Source organism: Nocardia sp. XZ_19_231 (assembly GCF_015355705.1).
Lineage (GTDB): Bacteria > Actinomycetota > Actinomycetes > Mycobacteriales > Mycobacteriaceae > Nocardia > Nocardia salmonicida.
This window is the reverse complement of sequence record NZ_JACUZI010000005.1, coordinates 651,136-666,845: the sequence shown is the minus strand read 5'-3', so window position 1 is coordinate 666,845 and position 15,710 is coordinate 651,136. Positions and strand designations below refer to the sequence as shown.

The 15,710-nt window shown below is 64.5% G+C and carries 12 protein-coding genes; 8 read left to right on the top strand and 4 right to left on the bottom strand.

Annotation, left to right across the window (positions count from 1 at the left end; all coding sequences use genetic code 11):
- Positions 1-453: 453 nt before the first annotated feature.
- The 3 genes from IBJ82_RS25120 to IBJ82_RS25110 are packed head-to-tail and all read right to left on the bottom strand — an operon-like array spanning position 454 to position 2,673.
- Entirely contained in the window at positions 454-867 is a 414-nt protein-coding gene (locus IBJ82_RS25120) for a hypothetical protein (protein WP_194828406.1), read from the bottom strand.
- Positions 868-922: 55 nt separating this feature from the next.
- Positions 923-1,747, bottom strand: a complete 825-nt coding sequence (locus tag IBJ82_RS25115) for an SAM-dependent methyltransferase (RefSeq protein WP_194828405.1) — start codon at positions 1,745-1,747, stop codon at positions 923-925.
- 32 nt (positions 1,748-1,779) lie between these two features.
- Complete coding sequence (locus tag IBJ82_RS25110) at positions 1,780-2,673, bottom strand: helix-turn-helix transcriptional regulator (RefSeq protein ID WP_228537586.1); 894 nt, start codon at positions 2,671-2,673, stop codon at positions 1,780-1,782.
- A gap of 157 nt (positions 2,674-2,830) precedes the next feature.
- Between IBJ82_RS25110 and IBJ82_RS25105 the strand changes: the two genes are divergently transcribed.
- The 6 genes from IBJ82_RS25105 to IBJ82_RS25080 all read left to right on the top strand — a co-directional run bounded on the left by IBJ82_RS25105 (position 2,831) and on the right by IBJ82_RS25080 (position 10,830).
- Positions 2,831-4,285, top strand: a complete 1,455-nt coding sequence (locus IBJ82_RS25105; protein WP_194828404.1) for a helix-turn-helix transcriptional regulator — start codon at positions 2,831-2,833, stop codon at positions 4,283-4,285.
- Positions 4,286-4,467: 182 nt separating this feature from the next.
- On the top strand, positions 4,468-5,010 hold the full coding sequence (locus IBJ82_RS25100) for a hypothetical protein (RefSeq protein WP_194828403.1): 543 nt from the start codon (positions 4,468-4,470) through the stop codon (positions 5,008-5,010).
- A gap of 233 nt (positions 5,011-5,243) precedes the next feature.
- Positions 5,244-6,050, top strand: a complete 807-nt coding sequence (locus IBJ82_RS25095; RefSeq protein WP_194828402.1) for an LppX_LprAFG lipoprotein — start codon at positions 5,244-5,246, stop codon at positions 6,048-6,050.
- Positions 6,051-6,303: 253 nt separating this feature from the next.
- Entirely contained in the window at positions 6,304-7,770 is a 1,467-nt protein-coding gene (locus IBJ82_RS25090; RefSeq protein ID WP_194828401.1) for a fatty acid desaturase, read from the top strand.
- A 45-nt stretch (positions 7,771-7,815) separates the two neighbouring features.
- A complete protein-coding gene (locus IBJ82_RS25085) occupies positions 7,816-8,985 on the top strand; it encodes a 3-oxoacyl-[acyl-carrier-protein] synthase III C-terminal domain-containing protein (protein WP_194828400.1) in 1,170 nt (389 codons plus the stop codon).
- Between the two features lie 15 nt (positions 8,986-9,000).
- A complete protein-coding gene (locus tag IBJ82_RS25080; RefSeq protein ID WP_194828399.1) occupies positions 9,001-10,830 on the top strand; it encodes an ATP-binding cassette domain-containing protein in 1,830 nt (609 codons plus the stop codon).
- A gap of 40 nt (positions 10,831-10,870) precedes the next feature.
- On the opposite strand, the gene IBJ82_RS25075 is transcribed toward IBJ82_RS25080, so the two are convergent.
- Positions 10,871-11,758: a glucosyl-3-phosphoglycerate synthase gene (locus tag IBJ82_RS25075; RefSeq protein WP_370585466.1), complete on the bottom strand. Its 888-nt coding sequence runs from the start codon at positions 11,756-11,758 to the stop codon at positions 10,871-10,873.
- 166 nt (positions 11,759-11,924) lie between these two features.
- Here IBJ82_RS25075 and IBJ82_RS25070 point away from each other — a divergent pair, with 166 nt between their 5' ends.
- The gene (locus IBJ82_RS25070; protein ID WP_228537585.1) at positions 11,925-13,253 is read left to right on the top strand and encodes a TerD family protein; all 1,329 of its coding nucleotides are present in this window, start codon (positions 11,925-11,927) and stop codon (positions 13,251-13,253) included.
- Positions 13,254-14,606: 1,353 nt separating this feature from the next.
- A complete protein-coding gene (locus IBJ82_RS25065; protein WP_194828398.1) occupies positions 14,607-15,434 on the top strand; it encodes a CPBP family intramembrane glutamic endopeptidase in 828 nt (275 codons plus the stop codon).
- The last annotated feature ends 276 nt before the right edge of the window (positions 15,435-15,710 follow it).

Here is a 15,710-nt window from a genome sequence, read left to right as displayed (position 1 = left end):
ACCGCCCAGGGCCTGTGCTCCGGGTCGACACACGGTCAACCCGCCGAAGGGGGTGGGGACTTTTAGGTGGCCACCAGTGGTGACCTACACGTGGCCACCAGTGGGGACTTTCTCATGGCCAGGGACAATCGGCGTCGACATCGGTCACAGCCCCTCACACCACCCTGCCGAGATCACTTCAGGCACAGGCGAGCCGGTTCCCCGGCGAACGGACGATGACGACGACATGACAACTCTCCTATCACGGTCGAATCCACCAGGTCCATTCGCGCTGGTACGCAACGAGTTACACCATCGCGGCGAATGTTGTCGCGATGGTGTGGAAATCAACGTCAGAGGTATCACCCTGCATGGCATGAGCCATCCCGCACAGATTCAGCGGAGGGTGGTCAGGGATTCGGCCGAGGCTGCCGAACTGGGGACCGGTGAGCCATCAGCTCACGGCCGAGTCGGTCACGCGGCGGGGGAGAGGAAGGTCGATCGTTCGAACTCCCGGTGGTGCACCGCGTGGATGAACGCGGTGTATTCGAGGCGGTCGAAGAAGAGGCGAGCGGTCCCGGCTGATGCTCTGCATTCCGGCGCGGCGCTGAATTCGTAGAGGCCGTCGAATCTTTGAGCGATGACGAGAGCTCCCCGGATGGGCCGGCCCGCTCGGATCGCGGCTTGCAGGGCCTCGAACTGGTGGTGGTCGAGGGTCAGGCATTCATCGAGGGGGACCGGTTGGGTCGCAGTATCGACGGGGCCTGCGAGTTTGTCGTCCCAGAGGATGGTGCGGTGGTTGTCGCGGTAGACCATCACGCACGCCTGTTGCGGAGAACTGGCGGCCGCTTTACGGAAATGACGAGCGGGCGGTGTCGGTAACGACATGGTGGATCCTTTCGAACAGCGCTGTCGGCGACGTCGCCGACAGCGCGGGCGCGCACTACGGCAGGCTGCCGATAGCGGCGAAATTGCAGGGGCGGGCATAGTCGTCGTGGTCGATCGGCTGGTCGGGTCGCCAGTCCGTGGCGTAGGTGATGCCCGGGTCGGCGATGGTCCACCCGTCGAAGAACGTTTGGAACTGCGCACGGGTACGCAGCGTGACCGGTGTGCTGGCATCGGTGAAGACCGCAGCGCCGGCGGCCACCTGCGCTTTGATCTCCGGGCCCGCGTCCTCGAGCGACACATGTGTCATCGCGATGTAGCTTCCGGGGGCCAGCGCGTCGCGCAGTTGCGCGACGATTTTGCCGGGCTCGCTGGCGTCGGTGACCCACGGAAGCACCGAAACCAACAGCAGCCCAACGGGTTCGCTGAAGTCGATCAGGCGTTGGGTGTCGGGGTGGGCGAGGATGCGCGCGGGCTCGCGCAGATCGGCGTCGACCATTGTCGCGGTGTCGGTGACGCCTTGTTCACGCAGTAGGTCGCGGGCGCGGTTGATCGCTTCTTCGTCGTTGTCGACGTACACGACGCGAGAGTCGGGGGCGAGCTCACGCGCGACTTCGTGGGTGTTACCGCCGGTCGGCAGACCGGACCCGATATCGAGGAACTGGCGAATTCCGGTGCCTGCCATGTGGCGAACGGCGCGACCGAGAAACCGGCGATTGTGCTGGGCCCACAACGGATAGAAGGGGATATCGGCGTAGAGCCGTTGAATGAACGGCAGATCCGATTCGAAGATCACCTCGCCGGTAATCATGTGGTGATAGATGCGTGCGGAGCTGGGTTTGTTGGTGTCGATGGGGCGGGGCTCGAAGTCGCTGTCGGACATCGTGTTTCCTCTGCGGTTGAGGTGGGGCAGGTCTATCGCTGGATGGTCGGTCGGCTGCGGAGTCCGCGGACGAGGTGTTCCATGAACTGACGGGAGTCGTGGGGGCTCAACGCGGTCATCGTCAGCCGGTTGAAGATCTTGTCGCGGATCCCGACAGCGGGTTTGTCGTCGATGTAGCGGATCTCGCCCTGGGCTTCGATGATGGCCATCTCGAGATCGCCCGCAGCGCCCGGGGAGGGCACGCGAACCAGGATGTAGCGATCCTCCATGCCCGCGCCGGGTGCTTGGTGGGTGAAGGGCATGACCTGGATCTGGATGTTCGGACGGCGGGACAGCTCGAGGAGATGGGTGATCTGGGCGAGCATCACCGCGTCCCCGCCGTAGGTGCGGCGCAGGCAGGACTCGGACAGGATGGCGTGGAACTCGGGTGCTCCCCGCTTGAGCAGGATTCGCTGACGTGCGATGCGGGCCTGCACGTAGTCGTCGACGGTGACCGCGCCCGGATCGTCGGGATCGGGTTGCAGGGGTTCGTGCAGCGCGCGGATATAGCTCTCGTGCTGCAGCAAGCCGGGAACTATCTCGGCACCGGTCTCGCGCAGGCGATCGGCCACATCCTCGAGGTCGACGAGTAGTCGTAGCTCCTCGATGTAGGCGCGGCGATAACCGGAGTTCCAGAATCCGCGGCGGTGGCTGTCTTCGCGGAGATCGAGCAGGATCGCGATGTAGTCCTCGTCGGTGACGCCGAGCTTTCTGACCAGCTCGTCGAGCGCCTGGGCGCTCAGGTTGCCTGTGCCGCTGATCACCGCCGCGATACGTGACTGGCTGACCCCGATCATCTTCCCCGCGTCGGCCTGGGTAGTTCGAGACCGTCGCAGGAGCGCGTCGATCTCGCGACCTAGCAGCACTTTTCGTGCGGTTCGTGCCATGGATCCCACCGTATCGGGCTGCTGTGCGGCGATTGCCACCAGTTTCGCAATCCTGATTATCAGGTTAGATTATCAACCAAGATTATTTTGCGAACAAGTCAGAGGGTGAGTCCGGACTGTGACATACCCTGCGGCGCAACAAGAGTGGGGCCCACTCATGGACGTCACCGACCCCGAAACCGTGCGCGGCTATCCCGACGCTGGGGCCGTGAACAGCTGGGGACAGCGACTTCGGACCTATCGCCGCGCTCGATTAGGGCTCAGCCGTGGGGATTTCGCCGAGATGATCAACGATCGAGCTCGCCGCGACAGCATCAACGTCGCGTGTTCGGAACGCCACGTAGCGCGCTGGGAGCTCGGCGAGGTCCGCAGGCCGAGTAAGACATACCGTGGCCTGCTGGCCGTGCTCGGCGCACCGGTACCCGAGATCGACTCCGTTCCGTCAGCCCGGGACCACGGTGTCGGAATCGCTCGTGAAACGGTGTCACAGTCTCCCGATTTTCCCAGTGCAGGTACACGTCGCGGAGCGAATGCGACTCTGCTGGAGGCCCTCGCGACCGCCGTCGTAGGTTCTGCTGACATCCTGACGCCATGGCTGCCGTCTCTCGATGGTCCCGAGAGCGTCAGCGACACACCGCAACTCGACCTCGCTGCCGTACGTAACGCCATCGCGGGACTGCGTGCACAAGACCAGCGACACGGTGGCGGCTCGGTCGCGCGCAAGGCTGTCGATCTGCTGAAATCGACGACCGCGCTGCTGGCCCAGTACCGCGGACACACGGCGCACGCGCACTCGCTGCTGGTCGCCACCGCCGACCTGGCCCGCCTGATCGGATGGGCCCACCACGACATCGGTGATCAACATCGCGCCCGCCAATACGCCACCATGGCCTTGGTTTCCGCGCGGCGGGCGGGCGCGGACAGTCTGGTGGCGTCGACGCTCTACGTCCTGGGCCGGATCAGCTTGATCGAGCGCGACCCACGCGTTGCCCTGCGGATGTTCCAACTCGGGCAGTTGCCCGCCCAAGACGCCGCCGGCGGTGGAGAATCCGCCCGCTTGTATGCCAATGAGGCATGGGCGCACGCCATGATGGGCGATGTCGGCCGGATGCGGACCGCGCTCTCGCGCTCCGAAGAAGCGATCGCCAGAGGCGCAGACCCCGTTGAGCCGTGGACCCGGGTGTTCTTCACCCCCGGGGAGTTCACCGGTATGCAGTCGGTGATCTACAACGAATACGCCCTGACGGCCCGCGGACAGACCGCCGAGCGCTACACGGCCGAAGCTGTCGACGCCGCCCGAGCCTCGTTGGCCGCGTCCACACCAGGACGACCGGCCCGCAGCATCCTGTTCGACAACATCACTGTCGCTACGGGCGCCTTCCGCCTCGGCCAGATCGACGATGCGGTCTCGTTCGCGACGGCTTCGCTGGAAATGACCGGCCAGGTCGACAGCAGGCGAGTCGGCGACCGGCTGGGGCAGTTGGTGCACACCGCGACCCTCGCGTCCTCGCGTTCCGATGTCCGGGACATATGTCAGGTGATCCGGCGGATGATCCCGACCGACCAGCGCACTCCGCGTTCGACGACTCGATACCGCCTCGCTACCGCGTAGCAATGCGGGCGCGTGCAGACGATCTCGGCCGATGTCATCCGCGCATGGCGCTACCGATGACATGTCCGGTCGAATGTCATTGTCGCAGAAAGTCTTTGGCGTTGTAATCGAATGATGATCACCACGACCCCTAGACGTGGCCAGCGGGACATGGCCATACGCCAGTGCGCCGGGTGTGTGTAATGAACGGAGTGACCCACGCAGGCCGCTCCGCCGTGGCGCCTGACAACCGCGCTGTGGCGGGCGTGCGGGCACGGACCCCAGAGGGATTGCTCGAAGCCCGCCAGCTGCTGCTGGCCGTCGCCGGGAATCTGCAGGGCGGTTCCCCGTTGATCGAGTGGGCGCGCGAGCTGGCTGATCTGCATGCGACACTGCTCACCGCGTCGGTGTCGACGACCCGTCGACCGGCGGATTTCGATGCCGCCGTCACCAGCGGTCGGATCAACACCGTCATCGGCTTGATCGATGAGTGGGCGTCGTGCCACCTTCCTCGCCCCACCTCGGGCCGCCGCCACACCCATTCCCTCGGCGAGGTGATCAGCCACGTAGCCGACAACTACACGCAGGTTCAGTGGACGCTGCGCCACACCAAGAGCGCCGAACACCAGCACCACGCCGTCCTGCGATTCGCTCAGGTCCAGGAAGGCTATGCCGATCTGGTCGACGACATTCGAGCTTTGCGCGTCGCGCTACCGCTGGGCCGGGGCAACCAACCTGCCCCATAGCGGGCGCAACAGCACAGCATCGAGGTTCAGTGGCGCTGCCACGCGGTCGCCTGAACTGGGGTAATGGGGTCGAGCGCACGGTCTCGGAGAGCCGGAATCGTCAGTGCGCGCGGAGGGTTCGCAAATCGAATTCCTCGGGTAATATCGCCGACGGGGGAGCACGAGATGAACGTTGGTCTTCGGCTGCCCTATACCGATATACCACCATCTCCAGGGGATGAAACTTGATCGACATGGCACCGAACCCCACTTCGCGTCGGCGCTTCGCGCGACGTTCCGGCATCACTTCGGTCGTCGCGGCGGCGGCGGTCTGCGCGGCCCTCGTATCCGGCTGCACGAAAGACGATTCGGCCACCACGGCGGGTCCGGCACCCACCGGCCAGCTGCCCGACGGCGCGCAGATCGTGAAGGAGTCGGCGAAGACCACGCAGACCCTGCACAACGTGCACTTGAAGATCAACGTGAAGAACCTGCCAGACCTGCCGGTGGAAACCGTCTCCGCCGACGTCACCAACGAGACCCAGGGCTCGGGCGCCGCGATGGGCGAGGCCAAGGTCAAGCTCACCCCCGAAGCCTCCTTCACCGAGGCGAAATTCCTTGTGGTGGACAAGGTCCTGTACACCCAGACCGGCGGCCGCTACGTGCCCGCGGGTCCGGCCGAGAAGGTCTATGATCCGGGCGTCATCCTGGACAAGGACAAGGGCATCGCGAATGTGATCGCCAATATCCAGAACGCGAAGACCGAGGGCCGTGAGGTGATCGACGGCATCAACACCGTCAAGGTCTCGGGCACCATCGACGCCGCCGTGATCGACCCGATCGTGCCGCGCATCGGCCAGAACGCGGGCACCATGCCGATCACCGTGTGGATCCAGGACACCGCTCCGCCCGCCTCCGATTCCACCAAGCCCTCGGACGCTGCCTCCACCGGCGACGGCCCGAATCTTGTTCGCGCCGTGGTGAAGAAGGACCAGGGCGAGGTCACCGTCGGCCTGTCGAACTGGGCCAAGCCGGTCAATATCATCAAGCCCGCCGGCTGATATTCGCCGGTAGTACCGGATCAACCCACACCGGTCCGGGGTCAGCGGAACCTGGCACGCAGTGCCCTCCGCAGCCCCCGGGCCGGTGTGTCGTCTGGGTGTCGCCAGCGGTAAACGAATCACGAACGCACGAGTGCGCATCCAATAAGAGAATGTTCAGCGAGATGCAAGGCGCCACAAGGACTATACGTGTCGGGACGCTGGTCGGCAGGCAACACGCATCGGACGCCGATCGGACACGGAGGAAGAACTAATGACGATCGATGATCGACCTGATGAAGCGGAGCGTGAGCTCCCGCCACCGCCGGGCCCGGGGGGTCGTCCTCCCGTCAACAACGTATGGGTTTATAACGGAAGAGCCTACGACCTCAGCGAGTGGATCTCCAAGCATCCAGGCGGTGAATTCTTCATCGGGCGCACGAAAAATCGCGATATCACCTCGATCATCGGTTCCTACCACCGCGATCCGGAAAAAATCTCGCGGATGATCGAGCGTTACAGTCTCGGCCGCGATGCCACGCCCGAGGACATCCATCCCAAGAACAACGCCCCCGACTTCCTGTTCAAGGACGGCTTCAACAGCTGGGACGACACCCCGAAGTACAAGTTCGACAACAAGTCCGATCTGCTGCACCAGGTGAAGGCCCGGCTCAAGGAGCCCGAGCTGGCCGCGCGACTGAAGCGCATGGACCGGGCCTTCGACATCGTCGTCGGCGTGCTGATCTTCGCCTATATCGCTGTGCAGGCGCTGCGTCTCTACGACACGAGCTGGATGCCGTTGCCGGCCTTCGTGATCGCGATGGTGCTGCTGCGCAGCTCGCTGGCGGGCTTCGGCCACTACGCGATCCACCGCGCGCAGAAGGGCTTGAACAAGTACGCGGTCAACGCCTTCGACATGAACTATGTCGCACTGTCTTTCGTCACCGCCGACGGCCACGCACTGCTGCACCACCCGCACACCCAGAGTGAAGTCGACATCAAGAAGAACGTCTTCACGATGATGATGCAGATCCCGCGCCTGTACCGGGTGCCGGTGCATACGGTGCACAAGTTCGGACATCTGTTGACGGGCATGATCATTCGGCTCCTCGATGTCTGCCGGCTCACCCGCAAGGTGGGCATCAAGGACATGTACGGCAGCTGGCGCGGCGCGCTGCCACACTTCATCGGCTCGTTCGGGATGCGGTTCCTGCTGGTGGCCGAGTTCGTGGCCTTCGCCTTCGCGGGCGACCTGCTCGCCTGGGGCCTGCAATTCGTGATCACGCTGTGGATCAGCACCTTCATGGTGGTGGCCAGTCACGACTTCGAGATCCCGACCGAGGAACTGCACACCGAGACCGAGGACTGGGCGGTGAACCAGCTCGAGCAGGCCTACGACCTGAGCGTGGTCGGCAACAAGTACGTCGACTGCTTCCTCTCGGCCGGACTGAGCTCGCACCGGGCGCACCACGTACTTCCGTTCCAGCGCAGCGGCTTTGCCAATATCGCCTCGGAGAACGTGGTGCGTGAGGAAGCCGCGAAGTTCGGCGTGGAGTGGCTGCCCGCCAAGAGCTTCTTCGGAGATCGTTTCCCCAAGCTGTGCCGGACCTACCTGCTCGCACCTTCTCGTGAGGCCGAGGAGAACCGGTGGGGTTTCGTGCGCGAACACTGCGCACCGTCAGCGCTGAAGACCTGCGTCACCTACACCGCGCAGGGCTTCTCCGGCATCGGAACCGTCTGACCCGGCCGTTGCCACCTCTGATCTGTCTCGAAAGGATAAGTGCCCGTGTCTGTTTCCTTTGACCTGCTCCGCACGCCCGACGTCGAGCGCGGGCACGACCTGCTACCACCTACGCCGCCGACGACCGTCGGCGTGATCGAAGCGGTCGCCACCGGTTCGCCCTCGCTGGTCGTCGATCAGTCCGTGAACGCGGGCCGGGTCGCCGAAATGTTCTCCGATCCCGTGCAGCGCCAGCGCATTCCGCGGATCTACGCCAAGACCAGGATCGACACCCGTCACCTGGTGATCGACCCGCTCGATCCCGAGTTCCTCGAATTCAGTCGCAAGCCCGGCACCATCCGGGAGCGGATGAACCTGTTCCTCGAGCACGCGGTGCCGTTGGCGGTCGACGTGGCACGGCGCGCGGTCGCCGGACTGGAGGACCCGGCCGCCGACATCGGCCAGCTGATCTTCGTGACCAGCACCGGCTTCATCGCCCCCGGCGTCGACGTCGCGGTGGTCAAGCAGCTTGGTCTGTCGCCGCAGGTCGGCCGGATGGTCATCAACTTCATGGGCTGCGCCGCGGCCATGAACGGCGTTCGCGCCGCCGTCGACTACGTCCGGGCCCATCCGGACAAGAAGGCGATGGTGCTGTGCATCGAATTGAGTTCGGTCAACGCCGTTTTCGACGACGACGTCAACGACGTGATCACCCACAGCCTGTTCGGTGACGGCTGTGGCGTGGTGGTGATCGGCGCCAACCAGGTGCACAAGCCACTCGCCCCCGGCAGCGTCGTGATCCGCGACAGCTTCAGCCACCTGTTCGACGACGCCGAGGACGGCATCGTGCTCGGTGTGAAGGACGCGGGCATCACCTGCGAACTGTCGACCAGCCTGCCCGACTACATCTACCGCGGTGTCGACCCGGTGGTGTCGGAAGTGTTGGCGCGCAACGGACTCGGCAAGTCCGATATCGAGTTGTGGGCGATCCACCCCGGTGGTCCCCGCATCATCGAGGAGTCGGCGCGTTCGCTCGGCATTCCCGCCGAACTGGCGGCGCCGAGCTGGGAGGTGCTCGCCGAGCACGGCAACATGCTCAGTGTCTCGCTGATCTTCGTGTTGGAGCGGATGATCCGCGACGCGCAGACGGCGGCACCGATCTCGACCGGTGTGGCGTTCTCGTTCGCACCCGGTGTCACCCTCGAGGGCATCGTGTTCGATGTCATCCGCAGCTGAGAGCGCAGTCAAGTCATGCATCTGCTCCGTTTTCTCGCCGCGCTGTCGCCGGCCAGGATCGCGGCCGTCGTCGCCGCGGGCCTGATCTGCGGCGTCGCCAACACCTACCTGGTCACGCTGATCAACGCGGTCGTCTCGCCGCGCCCGCAACCGGACAATCTGCTACTGCGCTTCGGGGCGGCGGGTCTGGTGATCCTCGTCAGCGGTGTGCTGTCGCAGGTTCTGCTGATCCGGCTCTCCCAGGACGCGATCTACCGGCTGCGCAGTGATCTGAGCTCCGGAATCGTTTCCGCCCCACTGGAACACCTCGAGCGGCTCGGCATGCATCGCCTGATGGCGACGCTCACCGAGGACGTGCGTTCGCTGTCACAGGCCGTCACCGCTATTCCGTCGATCTGCGTGGATGTGGCGACCATCGTCGGCTGCTTCGTGTTCCTCGCCGTGGTGTCGGGACCGATTTTCGCGGTCACAGTGGGCGGCACACTGGTCGGCATCGCGTGTGTGGAACTGGTCCTCAAGCGGGTTCGCGGTATCTACCGGGAAGCCCGCGAGAACGAGGACGCGCTGCTGCGATCGTTCCAGGCCGTGACCCTCGGGATCAAGGAACTCAAGCTGCACCGTGGTCGGCGTCGTGACTTCATGGACCGGCACCTGCTCGGTTCGGCGGGCACGCTGCGCGATCAGAACACCGACGCGGGCTCGAAGTTCTCCTACGCCCAGGGCTTCGGCCAGGCCTTGCAGTTGGGCACGATGGCGCTGATCCTGTTCGTCATCGCGGCCGCACTGGATCTGCCGCGCGAGACGATGGTTGGCTACGTGCTGGTCACCACGTTCCTGGCGATGCCGATGCAGAACTTCATGCACCGCATCCCCGATCTGCTGCGTGGTGATGTGGCGCTGGCCAAGATCCGTGCGATGAACCTGTCGATGACGACGCTGCACGACGAGGAGTCGCTGCCGTATTCGGAGCGTCCAGCGGCAGGGGAGGCCAAGCTGGAACTGACCAACGTCAGCTACATCTATCGCTCGGAGGCGCCCTCGCAGGTGCCACCGCCGCCGGGATCGCATGGGCCGGGCGGGCATCCGCCGCGTCCTGGGATGCCGCCGCGTGCGGATAACGGCAGGCATCCGCATCCCGCGCATCCCGGTGCGCATCCGGGTGGCGCGCAGGTGGATGTCAACGGCAAGAACTGGGTCGACCACGGTGGCACCGATGTGCGACCGCTGGCTCCGCCGCCCGGACTCGACGAGTCCGACGACGCCGGTTTCCGGCTCGGTCCGATCGACCTGGTTTTCGAACCGGGCCAGATCACGTTCATCGTCGGTGGCAACGGCAGCGGGAAGTCGACGCTGGCCAAGCTCATCACCGGTCTGTATGTGCCACGCTCGGGGTCGTTGTCGCTCAACGGGGAGAGGATCGACCACGACAACATCGAGTGGTACCGGCAGAATTCGTCGGCGGTGTTCACCGATTTCCATCTGTTCGAGGACTACCTGGGTTTCGACCGCCCCGGTATCGACGCCGACGTCCAGCGTTATCTCGACGAGTTGCAGATCGCGCACAAGGTGACCGTGCAGGACGGGCGGTTGTCGACGGTCGATCTGTCACAGGGGCAGCGCAAGCGACTGGCCCTGCTCACCGCCCTGCTCGAGGACCGCCAGATCTATGTCTTCGACGAATGGGCCGCTGATCAGGAGCCACGCTTCCGTGACGTGTTCTATCACGAGATCCTCACCGATCTGAAGCGGCGCGGAAAGACCGTCATCGTGATCACTCATGACGACCGGTACTTCGATTGCGCCGATCAATTGGTGAAACTGGACTTCGGTCTCGTCGCTGTATAGAGCGTGAACGCCGGTCCTGCGGGGCCGGCGTTTTCGCGTGTCAAGCGATGTCGCGGTACTCGGCGAGACGGCGCGACATCGGCGGCCGGTCGGCCAGGCTCACCTCGGAAGGTGTTCGCCGCCAACCGGTTTCTCCGGGCAGGAACTGCACGAGACCGATTCCGGAATCACGGATGCCGAGTCGGTCGAGCAGAGTCGCCACGACCTGTCGGCTCATCACCGCGAGTTCGTGCGTCGGTCGATTGCGGTGCACCCGAACCCCGAGGTCGACCTGGGCGATGGCCGACAAACCACGTCGTTGCCAACAATCGAGCAGGATCCCGATCTCCGCGCCGTACCCGCTGGCGATGGAGATCTGGCAGAGAAACGCACGGGTAGTGGCACATTCGCCGCCGAGGGGCTGAATAATCTCGGCCAGTGCGGGTGCGAGCGCGGTGAGCAGCGGGCGCGCCACCAACTGGGTGACCCGGCCGCCGCCATCGGCGTCATCTGGCATCGGCCTGCGAGAGAAACCCTTGACCAGGGTGATATGCGGGTCGGTGAGCAACGGGGCGAGCAGGGTGGGCACGAACATCGGATCGGGTTCGACGAGATCCGCGTCGAGAAAGACGATCAGGTCACCGGTACACACCGCCATCGAACGCCACAGCACCTCGCCTTTGCCCGGTCGTATCGCAACGCCGGGCAAAGCCTGTTCCCGCGTGTAGACCTCAGCGCCGGCCGCGCGCGCCCGCGCGATGGTGCGATCAGCGGACCCGGCATCGAGCACGATCAACTCGTCGACCAGCCCACCGAGTAGCGGCTTCACAGAAGCGACCACCCCGGCGACGGTGTCCTCGTCATCCAGCGCGGGCACCACCACCGAAACCCGACGACCCGACTTGCGGTCGTTCAGTTCACGGATGTCCATCCAGCCAGTCAACGACACACTCGCCCCCGCCGCTACCGGTGCACACCGATCCTGTGACCAACTCCAACGGTTTTCCGACAGGGGTTGGTCATCCCCACAGGTCCGGGCCGGTTACCGAGTGCGGGACCGTCGACAGACCCTGCGGGTACCGTGGGGCTCAGTCGACTGGCGGAGGGGCAGAATCATGAGTGGGAGTGCGGCAACGATGGTCGAGGTTTCCAAAGGGTCCAAGACCGATCTCGTCGACGGGCAGTACACGGTGCGCCTGGATCTCGACAGCCCGGCCGGGGCCGTCGACATCGCCGCGGTGTTGTTGACCGCCGACGGCAAGGTGCGCTCCGATGCCGACTTCGTGTTCTTCAACAATCCGGCGGCGTCGGGTGTTCGGTTGGAGTCCGATGCTGTTGTCGCGATTGATTTTTCGGCATTGCCTGCCGAGATACACCGGGTGGTGATCACCGGGAGTACCGAGGCGCAGGGGATTCGGTTCGGTGCGGTCACCGGTCTGCGCGTCTCGGCTGTCGGGGCGAGTCAATCGGTGAGTTTCGTGCCACCGGGTCTGGACTCGGAGACGGTGCTGCAAGCTGTCGCGCTGTATCGCCGGGGGAGCGGGTGGCGGCTCGACGCGATCGGCCAGGGCTACAGCGCCGGGCTGGCGGCGTTCGCGACCGATCACGGCATCGTCGTCGATGCCGAAGAAGAACCGACCGATGCGCATTCGAATGTGACCGAAGTGCCTGCACCCCAGCGCGTTACGCCTCCCGCTCCGGCGGTCGATCTACGCAAAGTCGATGTCGTGCTGACCAAGGATTCGCCGGATCGCCGCGCCACCATAGACCTGCGCAAGGGCGATCCCGGCTATGTCCTGACCGTCGGCCTCGAATGGGACGGCCGCGGCGCTAAATACGACGCGAACGGTCGCGTCACCGAGTTCGGCACGGGCGACCTGGATGTGTACTTCTTCTGCCGCAACGAGATCACCGGCGACTACGTGGTCCTCAGTGGCGAGAAGGGTCACCAGGGCGACATCAGGAAGTGGCCGTTCATCCACCACCAGGGCGATACCCGCGGTCCCGGCGCGAACAACCTTCCCGCGACCGAACAGGTCACCGTCCGCCCGACCGAAAACGGCGACCTGCTCCTCAACGTGTACCAATCCGTGGACAACGGAGCGGGCGCCATCGATAAATTCGGTAATCCCCGAGTGCGCGTCCGCTACGGCCGCCCCGGCCCCGACGGTCTGCCCGACAAGGACGCCGACCAGATCACCGTCATCATCGGCAACGGTAAGAGCTCGTTCTGGGCCACCGTCGCCCACATCGACGTCCGCGACGGCATCCTCACCGTCGACGGCACCATCCACTACAGCCGAGCCTTCAGCGAACGCATGCCCGTCCTCGACACTAATGGCACCTGGGTCCGCTCCGCCAAGAACGGCCCCGTCGGCCGTAGCAAGAAGGCCAACGGTCTGGGCTTGAGCAGCTACGAAGGCCAGTGCCCGACTCCTCGCTGAGCCGAAAACCACCCCGAGCCCCTGGGCTATATCGCTACCTCGAGCCAGCCGACTCGTCCTTCGAGCAGCCCTCGCAGAGCAATCGCTTCGCTTCGACGGCCGTCAGCTGGTCCGGGGGAAAGAGCTCGGTGCAACTCGCGCAACGCTTCCTCCGGGTCGATGGCGGCAACGGAGGACCATATTGGGATAGAGCGGAAAGGTCGAACGTCCACTCCTTCTCGGAGCGGACCCGCCATTGCGCGAATTGCTGCTCGAGATAGAGATCGGTTTGCGTCGGTGTCCAACCGTTCACCTCGGCCAGGTGACTGCGGGCTTGCTCTCCCCGGCCACCGGCATACTCCCGGCCTATGTGCTTGACGGCGTGGCAGGCCGCGCACAGCGCCTCGAGCCGGACCAAACGCTGGATCTGCTGCTGGTCATCGTATTCCCAGACCTCGTTGCAATCCGGAGCCCGCTGACCGACACCATCGCAGATCTCACACCGGTTGCCTGCCGCCTCGCACACGATTCCTCGAAGCCGCTTCCACTCCCTCGCGGACAACTCCGACCGCAAGTTGGCGCCCCACCGCGTCTTCGGAACCAGTTCGACGGCGAGCCGTGGGGGAGCAGGGCGAGTCGTCGGCGCAGTCACCCGGAGTGCCCGCGAACTCGTCGTAGTGCCGACGAATCTACGGCGCCTGCTGCTAACCAGGGCCACCAACATGATCAGCACGGCGGATAAGACAACGCCGACGATTCGAATCATGCGACTGATCGTGTCACTCAATCCTCATGTTGACGTGGCAATCACAAGGATGTCGGTTCGCAAATCCGGGAAGCTCCTGGAATTTCGATCCGGCGGCTGTGCAGTGCTCACGGACACTGGATTCGTCGAGTGGCTGAGAATGCCAGGACAGCGCGCTCTTCAGGTGTTTCATCCAAAAGCCGACGCGTCAGGTCTGCATAACTATCAGCGACGGTGTCGTAAGAGGTCCGCGTGTTTTCCCGCCAGCTGTCTGCGTTCGGTCCCATCCCCACGGGCACAGGTTAACAACCAGCCCAAGCGAGGCGTTCGGTCCGAATAGTGCAAGGTTCGAATACCCAAGCTCCAGCAGACTCCGTGGTGACGGGCTGCTAGGCCATTGCTGACCGTCGCGGACTTCGCCTAGAGGTTACCGCGTTGCCGACGGGTGAGTCGATGATCTCGGGCGAGTTCTTGTGCGAACGGGTCGAGGTCGATCTCGTGATGAGGCGTCGTCGAGTCAGGGGCGTCCCGATGTCGATGTCAGGGGCGAGATCCGGGTTTACCTGGATGCCCCACCCGTGTGGACACGCGAAACTGCTCGCGACGCAGTCAGAAGGGAGAAAGTTTCGATGACGGATGGGCTGTCCGACGGCCGCCTCGCCGCGATCTTCATAGCAGCGGTCTTGGCAACGTCCCTCGCCACTGCGAATATCGCCGGTGGTCTCGTCTTGGCGCTGTCTCCGCTCCTGGTAACCCTGGTGATGATGCTCCTCGTCACTCGTGAGGGATGGAGCAGGCAGGGATGGGAACGGCTGGGAATGCTGCGTGCGGGAAGGCCTTGGTGGCCGGTGGCAGTGGGATCGAGCATGCTCGTGTCACTCGCTGCCACCGTCGCCGTGGTCGTGCTCGGGTATGCGAGCTTCACCGAACCCGATTCCGAATTCGTCTCCGCCGCTGTCGCGATGGCGATCACGGGTCCGATTCTCGCGTTCACCGAAGAGATCGGATGGCGCGGCTACCTGCAGCCACGCGTGCAGCGATGGGGTGTGACCGCATCGCTGCTGGTCGTCGGTGTCGTCTGGGCCGCATGGCATCTGCCCTACATCCTGCTCACGCCGTACTACCACTCCGAGGGCAACCGCGTAGTCACGCTGCTGCTGTTCACGGCCAGTGCGGTGGCGTTCTCGTTCCTGTTCGGATATCTACGGATCGCCTCGGCGAGTATGTGGCCCGCGGTACTGGCTCACTGGGCGCACAACTGGACCTTCGCTCTGCTGACGGGCTACCTCGTACAGACCCAGCACCCTGTCGTCGTGACCGAGTACCTATCCGGCGACACCGGACTGTTCGTGCTGATCGGAACCGTCATCGCTGCCCTGATCGTTCGCCGAAACTACCGCGCCGCAATCGAGCCGGTACAGCACGCCGAGACGTATGTGCCTCCCGCGCCACACTGATCGACTTCCGGCCGAGGGAAATCCACTGATGAAGATCTTGTCCGCACCCACGCGGTCGAGTATTGCGGTACTGGCGATCAGTGGGGCGGCCTCGTGGCAGCATTCGTCCTCGGCCCGGCAGCATTGCTGCGAGAGAGGTACCCGCGGTTCGACGACGAATCAGCGTTGAGCGCCGCTCTGGGTCAGAGTGTGACCGTGTTCTGGCAGAACGGGAGTCGGTCGCTTCCGTCGGGGTTGGCATCTTCGGAACAGCCTGGGAATCTGATCGGCATGGCA

Bases quoted from the DNA above. Each gene is read 5' to 3' on its own strand.
- IBJ82_RS25120 (WP_194828406.1), bottom strand. From the start codon at position 867: ATGTCGTTACCGACACCGCCCGCTCGTCATTTCCGTAAAGCGGCCGCC.
- IBJ82_RS25115 (WP_194828405.1), bottom strand. From the start codon at position 1,747: ATGTCCGACAGCGACTTCGAGCCCCGCCCCATCGACACCAACAAACCC.
- IBJ82_RS25110 (WP_228537586.1), bottom strand. From the start codon at position 2,673: ATGGCACGAACCGCACGAAAAGTGCTGCTAGGTCGCGAGATCGACGCG.
- IBJ82_RS25105 (WP_194828404.1), top strand. From the start codon at position 2,831: ATGGACGTCACCGACCCCGAAACCGTGCGCGGCTATCCCGACGCTGGG.
- IBJ82_RS25100 (WP_194828403.1), top strand. From the start codon at position 4,468: ATGAACGGAGTGACCCACGCAGGCCGCTCCGCCGTGGCGCCTGACAAC.
- IBJ82_RS25095 (WP_194828402.1), top strand. From the start codon at position 5,244: ATGGCACCGAACCCCACTTCGCGTCGGCGCTTCGCGCGACGTTCCGGC.
- IBJ82_RS25090 (WP_194828401.1), top strand. From the start codon at position 6,304: ATGACGATCGATGATCGACCTGATGAAGCGGAGCGTGAGCTCCCGCCA.
- IBJ82_RS25080 (WP_194828399.1), top strand. From the start codon at position 9,001: ATGCATCTGCTCCGTTTTCTCGCCGCGCTGTCGCCGGCCAGGATCGCG.
- IBJ82_RS25070 (WP_228537585.1), top strand. From the start codon at position 11,925: ATGAGTGGGAGTGCGGCAACGATGGTCGAGGTTTCCAAAGGGTCCAAG.
- IBJ82_RS25065 (WP_194828398.1), top strand. From the start codon at position 14,607: ATGACGGATGGGCTGTCCGACGGCCGCCTCGCCGCGATCTTCATAGCA.